Source organism: Nitrospirillum iridis (assembly GCF_014205765.1).
GTDB classification, from domain to species: domain Bacteria; phylum Pseudomonadota; class Alphaproteobacteria; order Azospirillales; family Azospirillaceae; genus Nitrospirillum; species Nitrospirillum iridis.
Map to the genome: position 1 here is coordinate 208502 of NZ_JACIIZ010000010.1, position 23627 is coordinate 232128.

Genomic DNA, 23627 nt, shown 5'->3' on the forward strand with positions numbered 1-23627 from the left:
CAGGATGTCATGGGCCGAAACCGGTGAACGGGCCGAAATGTTAATCGTTATGGATCATAGCTGTGGAAGGTCCACCATGAAGATCGCCTCCGCTTGCCTGCTGGCCCTGGCTCTGGTCTGGCCCGTTGGCCCGACCCTTGCCGCCGACATGGCGGCGCAGCCCTTCAATGAACAAGCGCCGCCCCCGGCGCCCGATTACGACCGGCCGGAAAGCTGGGCCGCGCGTCCCGGCGCCCCCGCCGCCGCCGCGGCCGTGCCTGCGGGCGCCAGTCCCGTTGCCAGCGTCACCGCCGGCGTCGACGTGTTCTATGTCCATCCAACAACCTATCGCAGCCGCGACCGCTGGAACCAGGATGTGGCCGACGCGACGGTCAACGCCTGGACCGACGCCAGCGTGATCGCCCGGCAGGCCAGCGTTTTCAATGGCTGCTGCCGCATTTTCGCGCCCCGGTACCGCCAAGGCTCCTCCCTGGCGTTCAGCACCATGGCGGGCGACGGCAGCAAGGCGTTCGACCTCGCCTACAGCGATGTGGAGCGGGCCTTCGACCATTACATCGCCCATGAGAACGGTGGGCGCCCCTTCATCCTGGCGGGTCACAGCCAGGGTGCGGTGCATCTGACCCGCCTGCTGGAACGCCGCATCGACGGCACGCCCCTGGCGCGGCGACTGGTGGCCGCCTACACCATCGGCACCAACCTGTCGGAGGGGGATTTTCCCCGCACCTACAAGACGCTGGGCATTTGCGACACGCCGACCAAGACCCATTGCGTCATCGGCTGGAATTCCGTGTTGCCCGAGGCCGACATCGCCCTGTTCGCCAAGGCGGGTGAGGCGCGTTATGTCCAGCGTCACGGCGACAACCCGGGCAAGACGCTGCTGTGCGTCAACCCCTTGACCTTCGACACGGGCCAACCCGCCGCCACGGCTGAGCAGTCGCAAGGGGCGGTGCCCGGCGACCCAGGCGAAGGCCCGTTGCAGCCCTTGCGGCCACATGCCGTCGGCGCGCGCTGCGACCGGGGTTACCTGGTGGTGGACCCGGCACCCGACCTGGGGCTCAAGCCCCTGCCCGGCGGCCTGATGCACTACCACGACTACGGCCTGTTTTATGCCGATATCCGCGCGAACGTCGCGCAGCGCATCCAGGCCTTCAACGCCGGCAATTGACGCCGGCCCACCAATGAAACGCCGCCCGGGGCGGCGAAAAACGGGCATGAACCTCTGGGGGACACGATGAACAATCAGGAAGACCGGGCGCGGCGCCCGATCGAGATCGCGTTGGATTACGCGCTGCCGGCACTGGTGCTGGCGCAGGATGTCCTGACGACACTCATGCCGCGCATGGACAAGATGTCCCCCCTGCGTGAGCAATTGCGTGGGTGGCATTACCTGGTCGGCGGTCTGCTGTTCCTCCTGGCCATCATCCGCCTGTGGCGTTGGCAGCGGGGGCTGCCGCCGCTGCCAACGCCCGCCCTGCCGCCGCGTGCCCGCGCCTGGGCCATGGGCCTGGTGCTGGCGACCTACGGCTGTCTGTGCCTAACCCCCATCCTGGGCGTTTTCGTGGTGTGGAGCCATGGCATGGGCCTGCATTTCGGCCCCTTGCCCGCCCTGCCCGCGCCCATAGCCGAGGACCGCGACCTTTGGCTGTTCACCGGCTATTTCCATTCGGCCACCGGCACCAGCCTGCTGGTGCTGAAGGCCACCATCCTGCTGTCGGCGGTCTACTTCCTGTTCCGGCATGGCAAAGGGCTGTTCACCGCCTTTCCCCGCGGCTTCGGCCTCTACGCCCTGATCAGCATGGGATGCTCGCTGTTCGCGCTCAGCACCTTCAAATCCTATGACCGGGGACCCGTCGTGGTCGGGGAGTACCTGGCGCTCGCCGCCATCCTCTGGGGTTTGGGCGCCCTGATCCATCGCCGCCGCGCCGAGCGGCAGCCGCCCACCGGCTACCGGGGCCGGATACCGGCGGCGGTCGCGACACTGGCGCTGATCGGCGTCGGCCTCTATGGCCCGCATGCCTTGTTCCGCGTTTCACCCTTCGCGACCGGCCATGTGGTCCAGGCCGACAATGGCGCCACGTCGCGGCTGGACCCGCCGGTGGTCGTCGACCTGCCGCCCGAAACCGACTTCGAACGCCAGGTGCGGGCGGAGACGTTCAAGTGGTGCGTGTTCTGCCACACCATGAACAAGGGCGGCGCCCATGGCACTGGCCCCAACCTGTACGCCGTCTTCGGTCAACGCATGGCGGCGGCGCCCAATTACCCCTATGGCGCCAGCCTGGCCGCCCGGGGAAAGACTGGCGAGGTGTGGACGGATGAGGCCCTGGCCGCCTTCCTGTCCGACCCCGACAAGTTCGCGCCCGGAACCGCCATGGTCGTGTCTTCGGGCAACATCACCGATCCGGAACGGCTGAAGGCGCTGATCACCATCCTCAAGCGTGAGACGGGATCGGCGGCACCGTGAACCCCCTCCCCTTTCCGGTCCTCCGCAGGAGCCGCCGCATGCGCCGCATCCGTTTCCTTCTGCTTCTGGCACCGCTGCTGTTCGCCCAGCCGGTCTGCTCCCACGCGGCGGAGGCGACCGACGCGGCGGAAGCGCTCTACCGCCAGCGCCTGGCGGCGCTGATGGGGGGGGCGGCACCGGAATCGATCTACCAGCCGCTGGAGGACGTGCCGGGGGTGCCCGCGTCGACCGCCTTGCCACGCGCGCCGTCCGTCCGATCGGGCACCCACCCCTCCATCATCGGCGGCATCCGCGCCGGGGCGCTGGCCGCCGCCGAGGCGTATGCCGCCGACAGCAAAGCCAGCGCCTTCCTGGTATGGCATCAGGGCGAGCTGGTGGCCGAGCGCTACTTCGATGGGGTGACGGCCACCACCCCGCTGCCCTCCAAATCGCTGTCCAAGCCACTGGCGGCGGTGGCGGTGGGCCGGGCCATCTTCCTGGGCTACATCCGATCACTGGACCAGCCGGTGGCCGACTTCATCCCGGAATGGCGGGGAACCCCCAAGGCGGCGATCCTGGTCCGGCACCTGCTGGACATGCGGTCCGGGCTGCTGGACCAGGGCGTCAGCGCGGATCCCGACAGCCCGTGGAACCGCGCCTACCTCAGCCCCGACCACGGGCGTTACATTGTCGCCGACTACCCCATGACCGACGCGCCCGGGACGCGCTTCGCCTATTCCAACGCCACGGCCGATCTGGTCGCCCTGGTGGTGGAGCGCGCCACTGGCCGGCGCTACGCCGAATTCCTGGGGCATGAGGTGCTGTCGCCCATCGGATCGCCCGGCGGCGTCATCTGGGTAAGCCAGGCAGCCGGGTTGGCCCACTCCGGCTGCTGCATCCTGTTGCCGGCGGAAAGCTGGCTACGGCTGGCCCGCCTGCTGCTGGAGGATGGCGTGGCGGATGGCCGGCGCATCCTGCCGCCCTTCTACGTGCGCGGGATGGTGACGCCAACGGCTGAGAACCCGCGCTATGGCCTGGGGGTGTGGGTGGCCGGCCCTTATGTGGAGCGGCGGGGATTCGGCGCCCCGGGCGCGCCCGGCCCCAGCGTCCGCCACGGCGAGCCTTACCTGGACCGCGATCTCTATCTGTTCGATGGCAACGGCAACCAGACCGTCCATGTCTCGCCCGCCACCGGCCTGATCGTGCTGCGCATGGGGCCGACGCCCCCCAAGTCCCTGGACTGGGACAATGCCCGGCTACCCAATCTGCTGCTGCGCGGCCTGGTCGCTCCGCCCCCGCTGGCGCCGCAGCCCATCCCTTAAGACCGGCTGACGGGCAGGCCGCCCGTCAGCCGCATACCATCAGCGTGGGGCCGCCGGCGTGGTCGCCCCGGTGGTCGCCCCCTGGGCGTCCAGCCACCACAGGAATTCCTGCAGGAAATGGTCCGACGTGCTGCCCTGCGGCTTCATGCCAAAGCCGTGGTTGCCGCGAAAATAAAGGTGTAGCTCAGGCCGATAGCCGGCGGCGAACAGCGCGTCATAAAAGCGGCGCACGCCCTGGCCGACGAACACGTCGTCCTGGGCCATGGCCAGAAAGAAGGGCGGCAGGCGGCCGGGTGCCGGCTTGGCTGGCGGTGCCAGCCAGGGCTCCGTCGGCGTCCCCGGTTCCGGCGGCAGGTTGGCGGGCGGCAGATTGTACTCACCGGTGGTGAAGGCCCCACCATAAATGGGTGCCACGTAATCCGGCCGGTCGGCCGGAACGGGATTCAACCCCATCATCGACACGACATGCGCCCCGGCGGAAAAGCCGATGGCCGCCACCCGGTGCGGGTCGATGCCATAATCGCGGGCGCGGTCACGGATGCGCTTCAGCGCCTGGATCCCGTCCGCCACGCCCGGGTCGCCCTGCACCTCCACCGGCACGCCCTGGAACCGGCGCCGGATATCGTCCTCCGGCCCGTCCTGCTGGACCAGACGGTATTTCAGAATGAAGGCGGCCACCCCACGCTCCGCCAGCCACTCGGCGACCGCCACTCCCTCGTTACGGATGGCCAGGAAACGGAAGCCGCCACCGGGGGCGATAATGACGGCGGCGCCGGTGGCGCGGGCCGGGTCGGGCAGATAGGCCTGGTAAATCGGATCGGTGACGTTGGTCACCCGCTCGCCATCCGGGCTGGTGGCCTCAACCACCGGCCGGGCGGCCTTGCCCGGCCAATCGGCGGCCAAGGGCGCGGGCCCGGGCCACAGCCGTTCAGGGGCCAGGACCCGCACGGCCTGGCCGGCAACGGCGGCCGGCGTATCGGCACGGGCGACCGCCAACGGCGGCGCCAGCATCGTCGCCGCGCACAGGATCATCGCCAAACGTTTCATTTCGTCCCCCCTGTTCTTATACCGACGGTATTTGAACGTGACCGGTCAAATACCGCCCCTCAATCGCCGGGCGCGACCATCCGGTCGCTTGGCTTCCTCGCCTTCCAGTCCGCTACGCTCCCCGGCAAGCTCCGGCGGCCCCGACCGACACGTCCATGGTTCACAAGCGGGCGGTGACCGCCTTGGTTTCAAGATAGGCGTCCAGCCCCTCCCGCCCGAATTCACGCCCCCAGCCCGATTGCCGGTAGCCACCGAACGGAATGTTGGTGCCGATGGCGCCATGGCAGTTGATCGAGACCTGACCGGAACGGATGCGCGACGCCAGGCGGTGGGCGGTGGACAGCTCGCGCGTCCAGACACTGCCCGACAGCCCGTAGTCGCTGTCGTTGGCCAGGGCGGCGATCTCATCGATGTCCGAGGTTTCCAGCCGGTGGATGGCCATGACCGGACCGAAAATCTCCTCCCGGAAGATGTCCATGTCGGGCTGCACATCGGTGAAGATGGTGGGCGGGACGAAATGGCCGGGACGGTCGGGACGCGCGCCCCCCGCCACCAGCCGCGCGCCCTGGGCCAAGCCACGCTCGACATATCCCATGACGCGGTTGGCATGGCCGGCGCTGATCAGGGGGCCGAACTGCACCGCCGGATCCAGGCCATGCCCCAGGGTCAGCGCGTTGCTGAACGCCGCCATGCCCTCCACCAGCTGGTCGTGGATGGCGGCATGGGCGAAAATCCGTGTCCCGGCCATGCAATTCTGGCCTTGCAGGAAAAAGGTCGCCATGGCGACGCCCGGCACGGCCAATGCCAGATCCGCATCGGGCATGATGACGACCGGCGACTTGCCCCCCAGTTCCAGCGACACCTTCTTCAGATTGCCGGCGGCGGCGTGGACGATCTTGCGCCCGACCTCCGTCGATCCGGTGAAACTGATTTTGTCCACCTTGGGATGGGCGGCCAGGGCGGCGCCGACCACCTCGCCCACGCCGTTGACCACGTTCACCACCCCCGGCGGGAAACCGGCCTCGGCGACCAGCCGCGCCAGCAGCAGGGCCGACAGGGGCGTCTCCTCCGCCGGCTTGACGATCACGGTGCAACCGGCGGCCAAGGCCGGCGCCAGCTTCAGGATCAGGGTGGACAGCGGGACGTTCCACGGGACGATGAGGCCGACGACGCCCACCGGTTCACGCACGGTGTAGGTCAAGGCCTCGGCCACGGCGGCGACATGGGCCGGCGGCGTGGTGGTCACCCCCTCGATCCGCAACGCCCAGCCGGCATAATAATCCACCATCTCCACGCTGTTGCTGACCGTCAGGCCGGCGATGAAGGCCGGCATGCCGTTGTCGAGGATCTCCAGCTCGGTGAACATCCGCGCATGGCCTTCCAGCAGCCGGGCCAGCCGGGTCAGCAGGCGCGCCCGTTCGGGCCCCTGGGTGCGGCCCCAGCCCCCCTGGAAGGCGCCGGCCGCCGCCGCCACCGCGTCGTCGATGTCCGCCACGCCGCCGATATCAACCTCGGCCAGGGGAAGGCCGGTCGCCGGATCGCTGGTGGTGATCCGCTCCCGCCCCGACCGCCAGGCGCCGCCAATGAAAAGGCCGTGCCGCTCCCCAAGGAAGGCGCGCACGCCCTCCAGCACGGGAAGGCCGTCGAAAGGCAGGGCGGGGGTGGACATGGAACCTCCAGCGAGCGGGAAAGGGAGAGCCGAGCGGGGGCGGCGGATCAGACCGGCACGGTGGCGCAGTCATAGTCGAACAGGCCCAACGTATCCTCGTTGCGCACCGCGCGCAGCCCGAACAGATCGGTGTCCTCCGCCTGCATGCGATCGGCGTTGGCGTTCGATTCCAATTGGATGAAGGTGGCCCGCTCGTGCCGGGCGCCCTGATAGCGCCGCAACCCCTCCTCCGGGGTGGCGCTGGCGGCCAGCGCGCGGGCCAGGACGATCGCGTCCTCGATGGCGCAGGCCGCACCTTGGCCCAGGAAGGGCGTCATGCCATGGGCGGCGTCACCCAGCAGCGCGACGCGGCCCTGAACCCAGGTGGAAAGCGGCTGGCGGGCGTTGATGGCCCACTTGTAGAACTCGCCCTCGCGCACGGCCGCGATCATGGTCTGCACCTCCGACGCCCACCCGGCGAAGGTGCCCTCCAGGTCCGACCGGCTGGCGGGAATGGTCCAGCCATCCTGGGTCCACCCTTCCTGCCGGGCGAAAAAGACCAGGTTCAGGATTTTCGACCCCCGGACGGGATAGCGCACGACCATGCGCTGCGGACCGATGTGCACGCCCGGCCAGGCCGCCAGGTCGGCCAGCGTGTCATCCACCGGCACCAGGGCACGCCAGGCGACGTGGCCGGTGAAATGCGGCGCCTTCTCCTCGAACCCGCGCCGCACCACCGATTTGACGCCGTCGGCGCCGATCAGGACATCGCCCTCAATGGTCCGGCCGTCGGACAGCACCGCCGTCGTCCCCTCGACGGCGACCACGGCGGCGCCGGTCAGCAGGCGACCGCCCCGCTGGCGCGCCGCCTCCACCAGGATGGCGTGCAGGTCGGCGCGATGGATATAGACATAGGGGGCGCCGTGGCGTTCGCGCACGTCCCCGCGCTCGACCGTCCGCAGCACCCGGCCATCCGCCCAATGCTGGATACGCTGGCGGGACGGTTCCACGCCCGCTTGCGCGATGGCTTCCGCCAAGCCCAGGTGGATGTAGCCGCGCATGGCGTTGGGCGCCAGGGTGACACCCGCCCCGACCTCGGCGAAAGCGGGGGCCGATTCCAAAAGCGTCACCGGGAACCCCTGGTCCAGCAGCGCGATCGCCGCCGTCAAGCCGCCAATACCACCGCCAACGATCGTCACACACGCCTTGCTCATGGCCCGCCCTCAGTCTGGTCGCCGGCATCCCCCGCCGGTTCAGGGGGGATTAGGCGGTGACCGGCGACGGGCGGCCAGGACGGCCGGGGGCGTTGTCCGCACGGCGGACGGCACCAGGGGTCGGAATCCCCCGCCGCTGGCTTAAGGCCGGGGGCCGCTGGCGAAGGCTTCGCGCTCCAGCGCCTCGCGAAAATCAGGGTGGGCGATGCCGATCAGGGCCTTGGCGCGCTCGGCCAGCGACAGACCGCGAAGATTGACGATGCCAAATTCGGTCGCCACGTACTGCACGTCGTTGCGCGGCGTGGTCACCGGGCCGCTCAATCGGGAAACGATGCGCGAGGCGGTGCCATTCGCCGCCGTGGAGTGGCAGGCGATGATCGACTTGCCCCCCTTGGACGCCGAGGCGCCGCGGACGAAATCCAGCTGTCCGCCGGCGCCGCTGTACTGACGGCCGGCGACGCATTCCGAATTGCACGCGCCCTGCAGGTCAACCTCCAGCGTGGCGTTGACCGACACCATGTTGTCGTTCTGGGCGATGACGGAGGGGTTGTTCACATAGTCGACCGGATGCGCCTCGCAGTCCGGGTTGTTGTCCAGGAAATCATAGAGCGCCCTGTCCCCGGCGGCGAAGGTGAACACCGCGCGCCCCCGGTGGATCGTCTTGCGGCTGTTGTCGACCACCCCCTGCCGCATCAACGACGCCAGCCGGGGCGTCATCAGCTCCGTGTGGATTCCCAAGTGGCGCCGATCCTCAAGCGCGGCGCAAACCGCGTCCGGCAGGGCGCCGATACCCATCTGCAGGCACGCGCCATCGTCCACCAGATCGGCGATGAGCCGGCCGATCATGATGTCCTTCTCGCGGATCGCCGCGGGCGGGATTTCAAGAAGCGGCGTCGGATTCTCGACGATGGCGGTGACCCGCTCAAGCGGGATGCGGCAATTGCCCGGGGTTCGCGGCATCGCCGGGTTCACTTCGAGGATCACCTGCCGCGCCGTCCGCGAAACCGCCAGGGCGTAGTCGGCGTTGGTGCCAAGGCTGAAGCACCCCTCCTCATCCATCGGCGACACCGTGGTCAGCAGGACGTCGGCATCGACCTGGCGGCTCAGCACGTCCGGCGCCTGGCTGAACGCGGTTGGCAAGAAGTCCGTCGGTGGCAGGCCAAACCGCGCCGCCTCCTGGTCCAGCTTGCGCTCGATGGCGCTGTGGAAAAGGCTGACCGGCCGGATTCGGTGCCGCAATTCGTTCCGCAGGACCGGCGCCGCGTTGGCGGACGCGAGGAGATAGTACAGCGAAAGGCCCTCCACCAGCCCCCGCTCGGCGCGGTCCGCCAAGGCGCGGAGCAAGGCCGGCGGCCCCGCGACGGCCAACCCCATGACGATGCGGGCGCCGGAGGGGATCAACCCCACGGCTGCCTCGGCGGTCATCGTTCTCGCCGCGTAGCGGTCGGCCTGTCGCGTCATCCCGGCTTCCTCCCTCGTTTTCTTCCACGCCATCACGGGCACGCAACACAAACAACGCCGGCGGGGCAAGCCCTTCGCCAGCGGTCATTCGGATACGCGCGCCAGGGATTCCCGCCCAGGCATTCCGGCACGGCGCGGAACTTGCCCCTCTCTCTCGCATTGGGCTTGGATTCGGGGCGGCTGGCGAGGGCGCCCGCGCGACCTGTCCACAGCGCGGACGCGCGAACTTCACAGCACAGCGCGGACGCGCCAACGCGTGAGGCGTCGCCGGCTGTCGCGGCAAAAATGATCTAATGGTCTATTTATAGGCTAACTTGGCCGCCCCTCCCGTGCTATATGTTCGGATATATAATTTGCCAGTGCACAATTGGCAGAGCAGGGGGTTTGGGAATGGAAAAGGTTAAGCCTGTACGGGCCATGCTGCGTGTGCTTGACGTTTTGCAGGTGCTGAACAGCCGTAATGGCGTGAGCGTCACCGACGTCGCCAATGCGATCGACCTGCCCAGAACGACAGCCTACCGGGTTCTGGAAACCCTTTGTTCGGCGGGATACGCTGTCCGCGACACCTCAGACGACCGTTATCGCCTGACCGTGCTGGTCCGCTGCCTGTCCGACGGCTACGACGATGAATCATGGGTGGCGGATGTGGCGCAGCCCATCATATCCCAACTGGGCAAGAATTTGATTTGGCCGGTGTCGTTCAGCACGAACCAGGGCAATGCGATGCTGGTGCGCCACACCACCGACAAGCACAGCCCGCTGGCGCTGGAGCGGTACGGCGCCGGCGTCCGGCTGCCCCTGTTGAACAGCGCGTCCGGACGGACCTATCTGGCGTTCAGCCCGCCGCCCCAGCGCGCTGCCTTGCTGGACATCGCGCTGGGTTCGGATGGCGAGATGGAAGGGGCGGGGCGGCAGCGCGACCTGATCGACAAGCTGCTGTCCAATATCCGCAAGGCGGGCTACGCCATCAATATCCGCCAATACCGCGGGGAATCCACGGCGGCCGTGCCCGTGTTCAATGACGGCACCTTGCTGGGCTGCGTCGGCATGCGCTTCATGGAAAAGGCGGTTCCCGAAGTGATGTTCCGCAGCAAGTACCTGCCGGCGCTGCAGATGGCGGCGGCGGAAATCGGCGCCGCCTACGGCGAGTGGCAGGACAGCCTGCAACAGTCGTTGGATGATGATCAGCCGACCAAACGCTGGGATTGGACGCTGGAACGCCGCGTTTCCCACTGAGGGGCGTCCGCGCCAGAGAATCCGGATGGGGGGGACTGGTCCGGGAGCGGTCATGCGGCCCGGACCATCCCGCGCCACCGGTGCGACCTGACGATGGTTGTGGAACGGCCGACAGCGCGGGCGGACCAGGTGCCGAGGCGGAAACTCGCTGACGCGGCCACGCGGTTCGAACAAAAGGGTGGCGCGTCACGCCCCGCGCTTGGTCGCGTTCCTGGCAAGGCTGTCTATTCCGCTCTGTCCGGCGGAAGGGATACCACCTGGGAACGGCAGGTTCGAAGCTTCGGCAGCGCTTCAGCCTGGGCCCTGTCCACCCCCAGCAGCCGGAACCTCGCTCCGCCCGGCTCAGAACCGGACACCTGAACCCGGCGGCGCCTCAATCCGTCCCGGGACGCGGGCCCGCCTGGCGGATCACCGCCAGCGCCGCCGCCGGCCAAGCGCGATCGGGCACCAGGTGGTCATCCTCCACCCGCATGCCGATCTCCGCCCGCCAGCGGCCGCCGACGCGGGACGAATTGTGCCAGTTGCCGGTGGCGGCGTTGTCGGCGGTGATGCCCCAGGCGAAGTTCTTACCCACGGTGTTGGCGTTCAGCCAATAGCCGTCGGTCTCCACCACGTTGCCCTGCACCCGCAGGTGTTTGCTGCCCTCATCGAGGTAGATGCCGATGCGGTCAGCGATGTCGAAGACGTGGTTGTCGCGGATCGCCGTGCCGGGGTTGGCTGACAGGTTATAAATGGCGCCGCCGTCGAAGAACCATTTCTTCACACCATGGATGCGGTTGCCCGCCACCGTCATGTTCCGCAGCACGGTCGGCTGGTCAAACGCCGGGTTATGCAGATAGCCCTTTTGATTTTCCCGGTAGTTCCGGTTGCCGCCCACGTCGTTGTAACCCCAGCCCCAGCCGATGGCGATGCCATCGTAATTGGCGTCGGAGATGTCGTTGTGCAGGATGTCGGCCCTGTCGATGTAGGTCGCCAGCACCGCCGCGTTGTCCTTGTAGTCGCGGGCCACGCCGGTGATGACGTTGTCGGCGATGGTCAGGTCGCGGTTGACCTGGCGTGGGTCGGCGGGATGGTGCGCCTCCACCCGCACGCCGCCGGCCATGATGGCCCCGCCGGCGATGACGGCGAAGCGGTTGCCCAGCACCTTGACCCCCTCCGTCCCCAGGCCCACGCCGGTCAGGTGGGCGTTGGCGTCGTTGCCTATGCCCAGCGCCACCTGCCCCAGTTGGCTGAAGGTGTTGCCGATGAAGGTGATGTCGCGCGCGGCCGAGACCTGCACGGCACCGGGGATTTGGTCCCACTTCTGGCGCATGCCCTCGAACTCCGGGCAGCCCCAGCCGCAGGTGGCGTAGGCGTCCGCCGGGCGGAGGGGGGAGACCTGCTTGAGATAGGCGCCGCTCTGCTGGTTGGCGTAGCCGGTGGCCCGCGACGGCCCCATCCAGCTGGTATGGGAAAAGCGCAATCCCTGGAAGGTCAGGTTGCGGATGGGATGGTCATAGCTGCCGCCGATGGCGACCAGCGCCTCCAGCCGGGGCAGGATGATTGTCAGGGTGGCGATGTCGGCATCCGGGCGCGGTTTCACGTACAGCTTGCCGGCGGCCGGGTCGATGTACCACTGGTTCTGGTTCAGGTGCCATTCGCCGCGCTTGCCGAAGAACTCCGGCGCGTTGACCAGGAACAGCCGCGCCTGGTCAGGCATGAAGGGCTTGTTCAGCGTGTCATAGCCCCAGCTGTTGTTGTCCCAGGCCGGCTGCTTCAGCGTGACCTGCATGCCGTCGATCCGCTCCACTGGGGAATAGCGATCGGTGAAGATGCCCGTAGCCTCCACCTCCAGCCGTTGCGGCGCCTTGATGGCGGCGATGGGGGCCAGCGCCGGGTTTTTGAGGATAAAGCCGTGGGCGGTGAACTCCACATCATGGTGGGTGATCTCGATGGCTGGCCGGTCGGCGGCCGTGCCGTCGATCCACAGCTGGCGGCTATCCAGGCCCTTGGGCACGTCGGCGACGTAGATGTCGTTCTCCGCGTCCGTCAGCGTCCAGCCGGTGACGCGCATGCCGCCCGAAATCAGGGCCTCGGTCCCCGCCGCCGCCTTCCACACCACGCGATGGTCCCCCTGCCCGCCGTCGTCGGCGGCGAAGACCAGCGGCTGGTCCAGGGCGTAGGTGCCGGCCGCCAGTTCCACCGTGACGTCATGGTCGCGGTTGGCGGTGCGCACCGCCGCCTGGGCGCGAACCAGGGTGCGGAAGGGTCTTCCCATCGTTCCGGGTGCGGAATCATCCCCGCCAGGCCCCACGTGAAAGGTCACGGGCTCGGCCGCCGCGGCCACGCCGGGCAACAGCAGCAGCACACCTGCCAGCAGCAGGCGGGTCCAGGGCAGCGGGGTGATCATAAGAAGGCGCTCCCTAATGTTTATCGTCCCGCCCCAGCACGGACCGTTGTCAGACCACCTGCCGTGCCGCGTCCAGGCGCAGGGTCAGATCGGCGCGGCCCGGCATCTCGACCAGGATGTGTCGGGTCAGGCGTTCGTAGAATTGGATGAAGCGGCTGACCTGGTCGTCGGTCATGGTGCCGTCCGTGGGCTTGCCCGCCGCCCGCAGCTTGGCGCGCAGACCCTCCTCCTGCTGGATGCGCCAGCCGCGCACCACGGCGAAGTCGGGGGCGGCCAGCAGGACCAGGGCGTCCAGGCGGCCGAACAGCCGCTGATAGTCCCCGGCCAGGGCGGCGTTGACATGGCGGCGCCATTCCCCGCCGGCATCGCGGTCCCGTTCCAGCTCGTTCACCGGCGGGTCCAGGTCGGCGGCGTCCTGCGGCACGGCGCCCACGCACCAGCCCTCGAACAACACCACATCCACCGGCCCCTCGACCCAGGCGCCCTCAACGGCACGGCTGTCCACGGCCTTGTCGAAGCGCGGCAGCAGCGTGCGGCCCGGCGTCCCCAGCCCGTCCAGCACCGCCAGGCCCAGGCCCACGTCGTGGGTGCCGGGCACACCGCGCGTGGCCAGCAAGGGATGGACATCGCGGGCCAGATGCTGCCGCTCCCCCTTGGTCAGGTACAGGTCGTCCAGCGACAGCACGGCAACCCGCAGGTTGGAGGCCGCCAGCCGTTCGGCCAGCCCGTCGGCCAGGGTGGACTTGCCGCTGCCCTGGGCACCGCAGATGCCCAGAATGAAGGGGCGGCGCGCCGCCTCATCCAGGCGCCGGCGCAGCAGGCCCTCCACCAGGTCAAGCGACGCGGTCATGCGGCACCTCGCCGGCGAAGAAGCGGTCCAGGTTGGCGGCGACCCGCATGCCCATGGCGGTGCGCGTCTCCAGCGTGGCACTGCCCAGGTGGGGCAGCAGCACGGCGTTGGGCAGGGCGATCAGGCCGGGGTTCACCGCCGGCTCCCCCTCGAACACGTCCAGGCCAGCGGCGGCGATGGCGCCGCTGGACAGGGCCGCGATCAGGTCCCCCTCATTCACCACGGTGCCGCGCGCGGTGTTGACCAGGATGGCGGTGGGTTTCATGCGCGCCAGCAGGGTGGCGTTCACCAGGTGGCGCGTGGCCGGCCCGCCGGGGCAGTGCAGGGAAAGGACATCCGAGGTGGCGGCCAATTCCTCCAGGCTGTCGACGTGGGTGGCGTCCAGCGCCGCCTCCACGCCCACGTCGGCCCGGCGGCGGCTGTGATAGGCGATGGATAGGCCGAATGCCCGGGCGCGGGCCGCCGTCGCCTGGGCGATGCGGCCGAAGCCCACCAGGCCCAGCCGCTTGCCCGCCAGCCCCTGGCCCAGCAGGTGGGTGGGGCGCCAGCCGGTCCACTGGCCGGCGCGCAACTCCCGCTCCCCCTCGCCCGCGCGGCGGCTGGCCATCAGCATCAACAGGATGGCCAGATCCGCCGTGGCGTCGGTCAACACGTCGGGCGTGTTGGTGACGACGATGCCGGCGGCCTTGGCCGCCTCCAGGTCGATATGCTCGAAGCCGGCGCCGAAGTTGCCCAGGATGCGCACCCGGGCATCCGGGACGGCCAGGATGGCGGCGCCAACCCGGTCAGTGACCGTGGGGCAGATGGCGTCGTACCGGCCCATGGCCTCGGTCAGCTCGGCGGCGCTCAGCGGCCGGTCGGCGGGGTCCACGGTGACGTCGTAGCGCTGGCGCAGGTGCGCCTCCACGGCGTCGGGCCAACGGCGGGTCAGCAGGATTTTCGGGGGCATGGCGCTTCCTGTTCAGGCGGTGACGGGACGGGCGGGCATCATAAGCCCTAGATCAGCCCCCGTCCCGCCAGGTTCCGCATCAGGGCCGCCGCCCCCAGGGTCCATTTCTCCACCCTGTCGGTCGCCGCCACCCGGTTGGTCAGGGTGCCCAGCTCCGCACATGCGATGCTGACCACGTCGCCGGCCTTGTGGGTGAAGCCCCGGCCGGGCACGTCACGGTCCTGGATGGGTGCGAACAGGGTGCCCAGGTAGAGGACCAGGCCGTCGGGATAGGCGTGATGGCCATTGATGGCCTGTGCCACCAGATCAGCCGGGTCGCGGCTGATCTGGGACAGGGAGGAGCGGCCGTCCAGCACGTAGCCATCGGCGCCCCACACCCGCAAGGTGATCTCCGCCCCGCGCACCTGCTCCAGACCGTAGTGGTCGTCGAACAGGCGGACGAAGGGCCCGACGGCGGCGGCCCCGTTGTTGTCCTTGGCCTTGCCCAGCAGCAGGGCGGATCGGCCCTCCACATCCCGCAGGTTCACGTCGTTGCCCAGGGCGGCGCCGACGATGCGCCCGGTGGAGGCGATGACCAGCACCAGCTCCGGCTCCGGATTGTTCCAGGTGGAGGCTGGATGTACGCCGATCTCCACGCCCGTGCCGACGGTGGACAGCGGCTGGCCCTTGGTGAAGATCTCCGCGTCCGGGCCGATGCCGACCTCCAGATACTGGCTCCACGCCCCGGCGGCGATCAGCGTCTGCTTCAGCGCCATCGCCTCGGGGGAGCCGGGGCGCAGGAAGCGCAGATCCGTGCCCACCAGGCTTTCTACCTGCACGCGGATGGCCGCAGCGGCCCCCGCGTCGCCCCGCGCCTTCTCCTCGATCACCCGTTCCAGGAGGGAGGTGGCGAAGGTCACGCCCGCCGCCTTCACCGCTTGCAGATCGATGGGCGACAACAGCCAGGGGCGGGTGGGATCTCGGGTCGCGGGGTCGGTGTTGGCATGGACATCGGCCAGCGTGCCGATATCCTCCCCCGCCGCCGCGCGCAGGGCCAGGGCCGGGTCCGCCTTCTCACACAGGTCGCGGGCCGTGGCGAAGGTGCCGCTGATGTCGATCAGCCGCCCATCGCGCACCGCCACGACGGAGGGGCCGCCCCGGTCGGGACGGAAGACACGGCCGAACAGCAGGGCCTGGGGATCGGCGGGAAGCAACTGGGTCATCATCGGGGATCCTCAGCGCCGCCGGAACACGGGCGGCCGCTTCTCCTTGAAGGCGGCACGGCCTTCCGCCGCGTCGGCGGTGGCGAAGCAGATGGTCTGCAGGTCGCGCTCATACGCCATGGCCTGGTCCAGCGGCATGGAGAATGCGGCCCGCAGGTTCAGCTTGGCCGTCTCCGCCGCGATGGGGGCGCGGGCGGCGATGGTGGCGGCCAGCGCCTGGGCGCGGGGCAGCAGGTCCACCGGCTCCACCACCTCGCTGACCAGGCCCCAGGCCAGGGCCCGGGCGGCATCGACGGGATCGCCGGTCATGATCATCAGGGCGGCGTTGGAGGCGCCGATGGAATGGGCCAGGAAAGCCGCCATACCGCCGCCGCCGATCCAGCCCAGCTTGATCTCCGGCGCCGCGAACTGCGCGTTGGTGGCGGCGATACGGATGTCGCAGGACAACGCCGTCTCCAGCCCGCCGCCGAAGGCGTAACCGTTGACGGCAGCGATGGTGGGCTTCAGGCACTGGTGGATGGCGTCGCAATAGTCGGCGCGGTTGCGGAAGTCCCAAGGGGTGGCGTAGCTGTCCAGTTCCCTGATGTCCGACCCGCAGCAGAACGACCGCTCCCCCGCCCCGGTGATGACGACGGCGCGGATGGTGTCGCTGCCGTTGCACGCGTGCACGGCGTCGGTCAGGGCCTTGGCCATCTCCGGCGTGACGGAGTTCAGCTTCTGCGGGCGGTTGAGCGTCAGGGTGGCGACGTGACCGTCCACGCTGAACAACACTTCATCGGTCAATTCATCTCTCCCCATGTCCGGCTGGGCCCGGCTGGCGGGACGCGGCGTACAGGTCTTGCAGGTCATCGATGACGGCGCCGTGCGACCGGCCATCAGCCAGGGCCGCCCGGATCAGGGCCGAGGCCGCCGTCTGGAAGGGGATGGCGCCAGGATGGCGAGGGCGAACGAAGGCGGCCTCCAGCGTGGCGGCGGTGTCGCGGTAGAAGCCGCCCCAGCGATCGTTGACGCAGACGTCGCCCCAGGCGGAACGCAGGCTGGGCTGGCCGTCATGGTCGGGGATGAAGCCCGCCTGCGTCGCCGCCGACATCAGCCAGCGCAGATGGTCCAGCAGCGCCGGGGTAACCTGGGCGCGGGCGGTGATGCCGATGCCCGTCCCGCCCAGGGTCGATCCCGGCCGGCCGCCCAGCGCCTGCCGGGGGGCGTCGGCGAAGCGCAGCGGGTGCCCGCCCGCCCCCGCGCGGGTGTAGTTCACATAGCCGTATATCAGCGGGCACAGCGCCACGTCATCGCCGGTCGCCATGCGGCCCAGGATGCCGATGGGGTTCAGGTCCGCCACCGCCGCCGGGCTGGTCGCCGCCAGCCGTGCCATCAGGTCCAGCGCCGCCGTGCCCGTCGCCCGCCCGACGAAGCGTTCAGGATCGGCCTCCGCCGGCGGTTCGCCCAGGGCCACGCAGATGGACTGAAAGGACAGGGCGGCGTGCGGCCCGGCCAGCGACAGCGCCACCGGGCGCCGCCCGGCCAGCGCCGCCACCTGGTCCCAGGTCACTGGCACCGGCCCGTCGATGAGTTCGGGCCGGTAGGCCATGACCTGGGTGGCGGCGTCCAGCGGCAGGGCCCAGTGCCGGCCGGCGTAGCGATAGCTGGACAGGCAGGGACCGATGACGTCCCGGCCCCAGGCCGCGATCTCCTCAGCCCCGAACAACTCCTCCAGCGGCACCAGGCCCTGGCCGGCCACGGCGTCGCCCACGTGGGGATGGTCCAGCACGATCAGGTCATAGCGCCGGCACAGATCCGCGATGGGGTGTTTCTCGAAATCCTCCAGCGAATGCCGGTCCCAGGTCAGGGTCAGCCCGTCCCGCGCCGGGTCCAGCGCGGCGGCGGCCGCCGCCAGGGCGTTGTAGCCGCGCGGGTGGTCCCAGGTCAGCGCCTGGTAATGCGGCGCATCAGTCGACATAAGGGGGCTCACGGCGCGCCCACGACACCGGCGGCCAGCAGCCGCTCGATATCCGCCTGCGACAGGGACAGGCCCTCCAACACCTCGCGCGTGTGCTCACCCACCAGCGGGGCGCCGCGTTCCAGCGTGGCCGGCGTCTTGGAGAAGCGGATGGGGAAGCCCGGCGTCTTCACCCGGCCTTCGGTCGGGTGGTCATAGGAGATGAAGGTGCCGTTATGGGCGATCTGCGGATCGGCCACCAGGTCGGCATAGCCGTAGACCGGGCCGCACCAGATGTCATGGGCGCGGAACAGCTCCAGCCACTCCGCCGAGCCGCGGCCCAGCAGCCGGATGCGGATGCAGGCGAAGATCTCGTCCCGGAACGTCCAGCTGTCGGCCTCGTCGTTCAGACCTTGCAGGAAGGGCTCGTCGATCAGCCGGCCCAGCTTGTCCAGCCCGGCCATGGCGACGACGATATGGCCGTCGGTGGTCTTGAACACGCCGTAGGGGGCCCGGATGTAGCAATGGGCGTGCGCCTCGGCCGAGCGGGTCTGCGGCTTGTTGCCCACGGTGAAGACGGACAGTTCCTGCATCTGGATGGTGGTGATGGCGTCCAGCATGTTGACCTGGACCAATTGCCCCTCCCCCGTCCGTTCCCGGTGCAGCAGGGCGGCCAGGGCGCCCTCGAACGCCGTGTAGGCGGTGATGGCGTCCACCAGGTATTGGCCGGCCGGCTGCGGCGGCTGGTCGGCGCTGCCGGCCGACAGCATGGCGCCGGACAGCGCCTGCAACAGCAGGTCCTGCCCCGGATAGTTCACATAGGGGCCGTCCTCGCCATAGCCGGACATGGAGACGTAAACCAGGCCCGGGTTGATGGCCGACAGCGTCTCATAATCCACGCCTAAGCGCTTGGCCACGCCGGGACGGTAGTTCTGCAGGAAGACGTCGGCGTCCTTCACCAGGTCCAGCAGGATCTGCCGCCCCTCCGGCGTCTTTAGGTCCACGGCCAGGGAGCGCTTGTTGCGGTTCAGCGATAGGAAGGAGACGTTGATCCTGTTGCCACGGGCACCGCCGGCGGAGGCGTGGCGCTGCCATTCACCGCTGGTCGGTTCCACCTTGATGACATCGGCGCCGAGGTCGCCCAGGCGCTGGGCCGCGAAGGGGCCGGCCATGGCGATGGAACAATCAAGAACGCGGTATCCGCTGAGGATGCCCATGATGGTGTCGTCCTGGTGCTAAAGAAAAATGGGACTAAGTGAAACAAAGGGAAGGAAAGCGGCGCCTCAGTGCATGACCCAGCCGCCATCGACGTTCAGGGTCTGGCCGCTGATGAAACCGGCGGCGTCCGACGCCAGGAAGGACAGGGCCGCCGCGATGTCGCCCGGGTGGCCGCGCCGCTTCACCGACTGATGGTCCAGCACGAAGCGGGTGTAGCCCTCCGGATCCGGATGAATCTTCTCCGCGTCCGTAGGGAAGGCGCCGGGGGACAGGGCGTTGACGGTGACGCCATAGGCGCCGAACTCCCGCGCCCAGGCCCGCGTCAGGCCGACCAGGGCGCCCTTGGAGGCGACGTAGGGCGACAGGTTGGCCCAGCCGCCATAGACGGTGATGCTGGCGATGTTGATGATGCGGCCCCAGCCCCGGGCCCGCATGTGGGGCAGCGCCACCTGCACCGCCACGATGCCGGCATCGACGTTCACGCGCTGGACGGCCTGGTGGTCCTCCACGCTGTAATCCTCGAACGGCTTGGACGGGTAGATGGCGGCGTTGTTGATGACCACGTCCAGCCCGCCCAGCGCCGTGGCCTGGGCCGACAGCAGGGCGCGGAAGCCCGCCAGGTCCGACAGGTCGGCCCGCATCGGGACCAGGCGCCCAACGTCGATGCCGGCGGCGGCATCCGCCAGGGCCGCCAGCTTGGCGGCGTCATGGTCGACGGCCAGCACCGTGGCGCCTTCGCGCAGGAAGTGCAGGGTGGCGGGCAGGCCCAGGCCGCCGGCGGCACCGGTGTACAGGATGGTTTTGCCCCGAATGGACATGGCTTCCGTTCCCCCTCAACCGCGCACGATGGGGCGGAAGTCGCCCGAGGGAACGGGGTAGTCCGCGTCCGGCTGGCGAGCGATGGCCTGGATGCGCGCCACGGACGCGGCCACGGACGCGGCGTCCGGCAGAATGCGGAAAACGCTGTCGTAGTGCTTCTCCTCCCCATGCTCCAGCCAGATCAGCTCATCGCGCCGCTTGGCGAAGGGCTTGCCGAAGACGTGGTTGGTGGAGGGCTCGATACCCAAGGCGTAGTGGCCCTGCTGCAGGTTCTGCCACTCATACATGGCGGGGAACTGGCGCTTGTCCGTCTCCACCTCCAGGCCGAAGCCGATGGCCTCGTTCACCAGGGCGACGGGCACGCGCGACGCGGCGTCGGCCCCCATTTCATGCTGCCAGACCTGCTCATGGAAATCGCGGCGCGGCCCCGGCAGGGTGCGGTAGCCCACCCCCTGTTTGCGGTAATCGTCGCCAGCGTGGGAGGCCCAGACCACGTCACGGATGGGCGCCACGTAGCGCGACCCCTCCGCCAGCACCGGGTGCCCGACGTTGATGTGGTAACAGTACATGTGCGGCGTGCGGTAGAAGCCGTGGTTGACCACCCGGTCGTGCAGCCGGATCTCATCCGTGCCCACCTTGGCCTCGATGCGGCGGATCAGATGCAGGTCCTCCCCGAACACGGTGGACTGCTGCACCACGCCCTCCGCCCACAGCCAGCAGTCATCGCCGTCCCAACGCTCGCCATAACCGGTCAGGCGCGCGGGGATGGTGCCAATGCGGCCGTGCAGGGAGGATTTGACGCCCGTGCGGGGCCCGTAGACATAATGGTCGGCCGCGTCCTCATCCATGAACAGGATGTGGTCCAGCCCACAGGTGACCAGCAGGCCGGAGAAGGAGCGGAACCAGCCCAGGCCGCCCTCCCCCTCATATTCATGCAAGCCAGGATGGCGGAAGCCGGACGGGGAATGCCAGCCGACGGCGCGGCCATTATGCTCGCAATCCGCGATGTCCATGGCCCGGTCGACCAGGACGGTGAAGCGCAGCCCCGTGCCCGTGCGGAATTCCAACAGGCGCACGCCGCGCTCCACACCATCACCCAGCGTCATCAGCCGGACGCCGGCGAATTGGGAGAGGGAGCCCGTGTGGGCCGCCACGTCGCGGCGGGACCGGACCTGTCCGTAAAGGCTGACCATCCCCGTATCCTCCGTCAGTCTGGTCTTGGGGCTTGCTTTTGGCGCCTGGTTCTGGCGCTGGGGTTTTGCGGGATTAAGGCCCCCAAATGCGGCCTTGTCAATTCAGAAGCGCAATGTGATATCTCAGATATCGAAATAAAAACTTCAGAAGGTGCGAAATGAGTGACACACGCCGCCTGTGCTTCACCGTGGACCTGCGGGACGACCCGGAGTTGATGGCCCGCTACAAGGCTTGGCATGGGCCGGGCGCCGTGCCGAAGCCGGTCGTCGACGCCATCCGGAAAGACGGCATCCGCGACCTGGAAATCTGGCTGCACGGCACGCGCATGGTGCTAATCATGGAGGTCGGCCCCGACTTCGACCCCGTGGCCAAGGCGGCCAGCGACACAGCCAATCCCGACGTCCTGGAATGGGAGCGGCTGATGGGCACGTTCCAGCAGCCCCTGCCCGGCACGCCGGCCGGCCAGACCTGGGTCGCCATGGAACGCATCCATTCCCTGAGGGAACAGGCGTGACTACAAGAAGCGGCGACCGTCAGCGCCGCGGCGCCTCATCCCGTTGGATGCCTGAGCGTTCCATCACCGCCCGCGCGCCGGCCGGCCATGTGTCGCCCTTGACCTCGACAGTGTCGACCAGACGGTTGTTGAGGTAATCGGTCAGCGTTCCCCGCGCCCGCCCGTCGCGGTACCAGTTGCCTAAGGCCAGATCGTCCATGGCCGTGCGGCGGGGAAGGTTGAAGTCCAGGGTGTTGACGTTCAGCCAGACATCGACCCTGTCGACGACGTTGTTGCGCACCGTCAGATACCGTGACCCCTCGTCCAGGTAGATGCCGATGCCGCCGGGGACGTCGTATATGTAATTCTCGGCGATCAGGCCGCCGGGATCGGCCGACAGATGGTAGATGGCGCCGCCATCCCCATACCATTGCTTAACGGAATGCACGCGGTTCCCGAAGATGACGGCGTCGCGCAGGATGGTGGGCGTGTCGTAAGCCAGGTTGCCCGGCTGGTCGTAATAGCCGCGTTCCCGCGACCGATAGGCGGAGCTTCCGCCCGGGTCATTGACGCCCCAGCCCCAGCCGACATCGATCCCGTCATAGGGCGTGTCCGACACGTCGTTATGCAGGATCACCGGCGCCGTCGCATAGGTGACCAGGATGGCCGCCTGCTCCCGATAGTCCTGTGACACGGTCCTGATCCGGTTGTTGCGGATCAGGATGTCGCGGACAGCCACGTCGGGACGCGGCGGATGGTGGGCATCCGGCGTGACGCCGCCCGCCATGATGGCGCCGCCCGACAGGTCGGTGAACAGGTTGCCCGACACCTCGATGGCGACGGCGCCCAGGCCGATGCCGCTGTCGTTGGCATCGGCATTGTTGCCTATGCCCAGGGCCACCTGTCCCAGATGCGTGAACTCGTCCCCCTCGAACAGGATGCGCGTCGCGGCGGCCACCTGGATCGCCGCCGGCTGCTGGCGCCAGTGGTTGCGGGCGGCCTCGAACGCCCAGCAGCCCCACGAGCAGTCCCGTATCGGCTCCGGGGGATAGTCGGAAAGGTGGCCGGCCAGGAACGCGCCGCTCTGCTGGCTGGCATAGCCTTGCGGGCCGGATGGCTCCAGCCAGCTGGTATGCTGGAAGCTCAGCCCCTTGAATTGCAGATCCTTGACAGGCGTGTCATAGGTGCCGGCGATGGAAACCAGCAGCGACAGGCGCGGCAGAACCACCGAAGCCGTGCCCAAGTCCTCCCCGGCGCGGGGCTTGTAGTAAAGGCGGCCGGCGGCCGGATCGGCATACCACTGGCCGGGTTCGCGCAGGAATGCCAGGGCGTTGACCAGGAAAAGCCGGGCCGAAGCCTCGGAAACCGGCCGGGCGATGGTGTCATAGCCGATGATGTTGTTCCGCCACCCCGGCTGCTGCATGACGATACGGTCGCCCTCGATCCGTTCCACCATCGCATGCCGGTCGGTGAACCAGCCCGTACCCTCGACCTCGATCCGCTTCTGGTCCGGCACGTCGGCCAAGCCCCGCCAAGCCGGATCGACGATCTCCATCCCCCAGTCGTGGAAGCGGAAGGCCTGGCGCGGCACCTCCAGCGTCGCCCGGCGGGCCAGCCGGTCATTGACCCAGATCTGGCGCGGATCGACGCCGCGCGGGATGTCGGCCGCCCATATCCCCTTGGCCGGATCGGCCAACCGCCAGCCGGTCACCGTGTCGCCGCCGGAAATCACCGGCTTGGCCCCGTCCGCCGCCTCCCAGCGCACCAGGTGCCCCGCCTGCCCGCCATCCGCCGCGGAAAAGCGCAGCGGCTCCGCCAAACGGTAGACCCCGGCGGCCAGCCGCACGACGACATCCCGGTCGCGGTTCAGGTCCCGCACGGCGGCCTGGGCACGGGCCAGCGTGGCGAAGGGGTGGGCCGGCGACCCGTCGCCCGTGTCAGACCCGGTGGGCGATACCGACAGGACCACGGGCGGCGACACGGGCCGTTGCGGTATCCTGATGGTCGCCAGCAGTTTTTCCCCGTACAGCCGTTCCGGCTGATGGGCGGGGGGCAGGTCGGGGGTGGGCAAGTTGGGGGCTGGCGGTGTCTGCGACCACCCCGGCGCCGATGTCAACAGCAAGGCCAACAGGCCGAGACGCGCCGCATACGATCCCATCGCCCAACCCCCTTTAAAGCCATTGTTTCCAACGCGCCGGTCGCTCGCCGC

Annotated in this window: 19 protein-coding genes; 5 read left to right on the forward strand and 14 right to left on the reverse strand. The window is 69.0% G+C overall.

Annotated elements, in window-relative coordinates:
- Positions 1 to 76 precede the first annotated feature (76 nt).
- The 3 genes from FHS74_RS18230 to FHS74_RS18240 all read left to right on the forward strand — a co-directional run bounded on the left by FHS74_RS18230 (position 77) and on the right by FHS74_RS18240 (position 3762).
- Entirely contained in the window at positions 77 to 1165 is a 1089-nt protein-coding gene (locus tag FHS74_RS18230) for a DUF3089 domain-containing protein (protein ID WP_184803189.1), read from the forward strand.
- A gap of 66 nt (positions 1166 to 1231) precedes the next feature.
- Complete coding sequence (locus FHS74_RS18235; RefSeq protein ID WP_184803191.1) at positions 1232 to 2461, forward strand: c-type cytochrome; 1230 nt, start codon at positions 1232 to 1234, stop codon at positions 2459 to 2461.
- Between the two features lie 38 nt (positions 2462 to 2499).
- Positions 2500 to 3762, forward strand: a complete 1263-nt coding sequence (locus FHS74_RS18240) for a serine hydrolase domain-containing protein (RefSeq protein WP_184803193.1) — start codon at positions 2500 to 2502, stop codon at positions 3760 to 3762.
- Positions 3763 to 3801: 39 nt separating this feature from the next.
- Here FHS74_RS18240 and FHS74_RS18245 read toward each other — a convergent pair whose 3' ends face one another.
- From FHS74_RS18245 to FHS74_RS18260, 4 genes are all read right to left on the reverse strand, one after another.
- A complete protein-coding gene (locus FHS74_RS18245; RefSeq protein ID WP_184803195.1) occupies positions 3802 to 4809 on the reverse strand; it encodes an alpha/beta hydrolase in 1008 nt (335 codons plus the stop codon).
- 160 nt (positions 4810 to 4969) lie between these two features.
- Positions 4970 to 6478, reverse strand: coding sequence for an aldehyde dehydrogenase family protein (locus tag FHS74_RS18250; RefSeq protein WP_184803197.1), 1509 nt, complete (start codon positions 6476 to 6478; stop codon positions 4970 to 4972).
- A 47-nt stretch (positions 6479 to 6525) separates the two neighbouring features.
- A complete protein-coding gene (locus tag FHS74_RS18255) occupies positions 6526 to 7671 on the reverse strand; it encodes an FAD-dependent monooxygenase (RefSeq protein WP_184803199.1) in 1146 nt (381 codons plus the stop codon).
- A 141-nt stretch (positions 7672 to 7812) separates the two neighbouring features.
- A complete protein-coding gene (locus FHS74_RS18260) occupies positions 7813 to 9132 on the reverse strand; it encodes an acetyl-CoA hydrolase/transferase family protein (RefSeq protein ID WP_184803201.1) in 1320 nt (439 codons plus the stop codon).
- A gap of 390 nt (positions 9133 to 9522) precedes the next feature.
- On the opposite strand from FHS74_RS18260, the gene FHS74_RS18265 reads away from it, so the two are divergent.
- Complete coding sequence (locus FHS74_RS18265) at positions 9523 to 10368, forward strand: helix-turn-helix domain-containing protein (protein WP_184803203.1); 846 nt, start codon at positions 9523 to 9525, stop codon at positions 10366 to 10368.
- 373 nt (positions 10369 to 10741) lie between these two features.
- Here FHS74_RS18265 and FHS74_RS18270 read toward each other — a convergent pair whose 3' ends face one another.
- The 9 genes from FHS74_RS18270 to FHS74_RS18310 form a co-directional block, all read right to left on the reverse strand.
- On the reverse strand, positions 10742 to 12757 hold the full coding sequence (locus tag FHS74_RS18270; RefSeq protein WP_184803204.1) for a right-handed parallel beta-helix repeat-containing protein: 2016 nt from the start codon (positions 12755 to 12757) through the stop codon (positions 10742 to 10744).
- 49 nt (positions 12758 to 12806) lie between these two features.
- On the reverse strand, positions 12807 to 13607 hold the full coding sequence (locus tag FHS74_RS18275) for a kinase (protein WP_184803206.1): 801 nt from the start codon (positions 13605 to 13607) through the stop codon (positions 12807 to 12809).
- Positions 13591 to 14556 carry a 2-hydroxyacid dehydrogenase gene (locus FHS74_RS18280; RefSeq protein WP_184803208.1) on the reverse strand — a complete coding sequence of 322 codons (966 nt, stop codon included), beginning with the start codon at positions 14554 to 14556 and terminating at the stop codon, positions 13591 to 13593. Before FHS74_RS18280 ends, FHS74_RS18275 begins: the two co-directional genes overlap by 17 nt.
- A 47-nt stretch (positions 14557 to 14603) precedes the next feature.
- Entirely contained in the window at positions 14604 to 15758 is a 1155-nt protein-coding gene (locus FHS74_RS18285; RefSeq protein ID WP_246463224.1) for a fumarylacetoacetate hydrolase family protein, read from the reverse strand.
- A 12-nt stretch (positions 15759 to 15770) separates the two neighbouring features.
- Positions 15771 to 16541 carry an enoyl-CoA hydratase/isomerase family protein gene (locus FHS74_RS18290; RefSeq protein ID WP_184803212.1) on the reverse strand — a complete coding sequence of 257 codons (771 nt, stop codon included), beginning with the start codon at positions 16539 to 16541 and terminating at the stop codon, positions 15771 to 15773.
- Between the two features lies 1 nt (position 16542).
- Positions 16543 to 17715 (reverse strand): ABC transporter substrate-binding protein, encoded by a 1173-nt coding sequence (locus tag FHS74_RS18295; protein WP_184803214.1) that lies wholly within the window; start codon positions 17713 to 17715, stop codon positions 16543 to 16545.
- A gap of 8 nt (positions 17716 to 17723) precedes the next feature.
- Positions 17724 to 18911, reverse strand: a complete 1188-nt coding sequence (locus FHS74_RS18300; RefSeq protein ID WP_184803216.1) for a CaiB/BaiF CoA transferase family protein — start codon at positions 18909 to 18911, stop codon at positions 17724 to 17726.
- Between the two features lie 66 nt (positions 18912 to 18977).
- Positions 18978 to 19730, reverse strand: a complete 753-nt coding sequence (locus tag FHS74_RS18305) for an SDR family NAD(P)-dependent oxidoreductase (protein ID WP_184803218.1) — start codon at positions 19728 to 19730, stop codon at positions 18978 to 18980.
- Between the two features lie 15 nt (positions 19731 to 19745).
- Positions 19746 to 20924: an aldose 1-epimerase family protein gene (locus FHS74_RS18310; RefSeq protein WP_184803220.1), complete on the reverse strand. Its 1179-nt coding sequence runs from the start codon at positions 20922 to 20924 to the stop codon at positions 19746 to 19748.
- Between the two features lie 158 nt (positions 20925 to 21082).
- On the opposite strand from FHS74_RS18310, the gene FHS74_RS18315 reads away from it, so the two are divergent.
- On the forward strand, positions 21083 to 21439 hold the full coding sequence (locus tag FHS74_RS18315; RefSeq protein WP_184803222.1) for an L-rhamnose mutarotase: 357 nt from the start codon (positions 21083 to 21085) through the stop codon (positions 21437 to 21439).
- A gap of 19 nt (positions 21440 to 21458) precedes the next feature.
- Here the strand turns inward: FHS74_RS18315 and FHS74_RS18320 are convergent, their stop codons facing one another.
- Positions 21459 to 23576, reverse strand: a complete 2118-nt coding sequence (locus FHS74_RS18320; protein ID WP_184803224.1) for a right-handed parallel beta-helix repeat-containing protein — start codon at positions 23574 to 23576, stop codon at positions 21459 to 21461.
- Between the last annotated feature and the right edge of the window lie 51 nt (positions 23577 to 23627).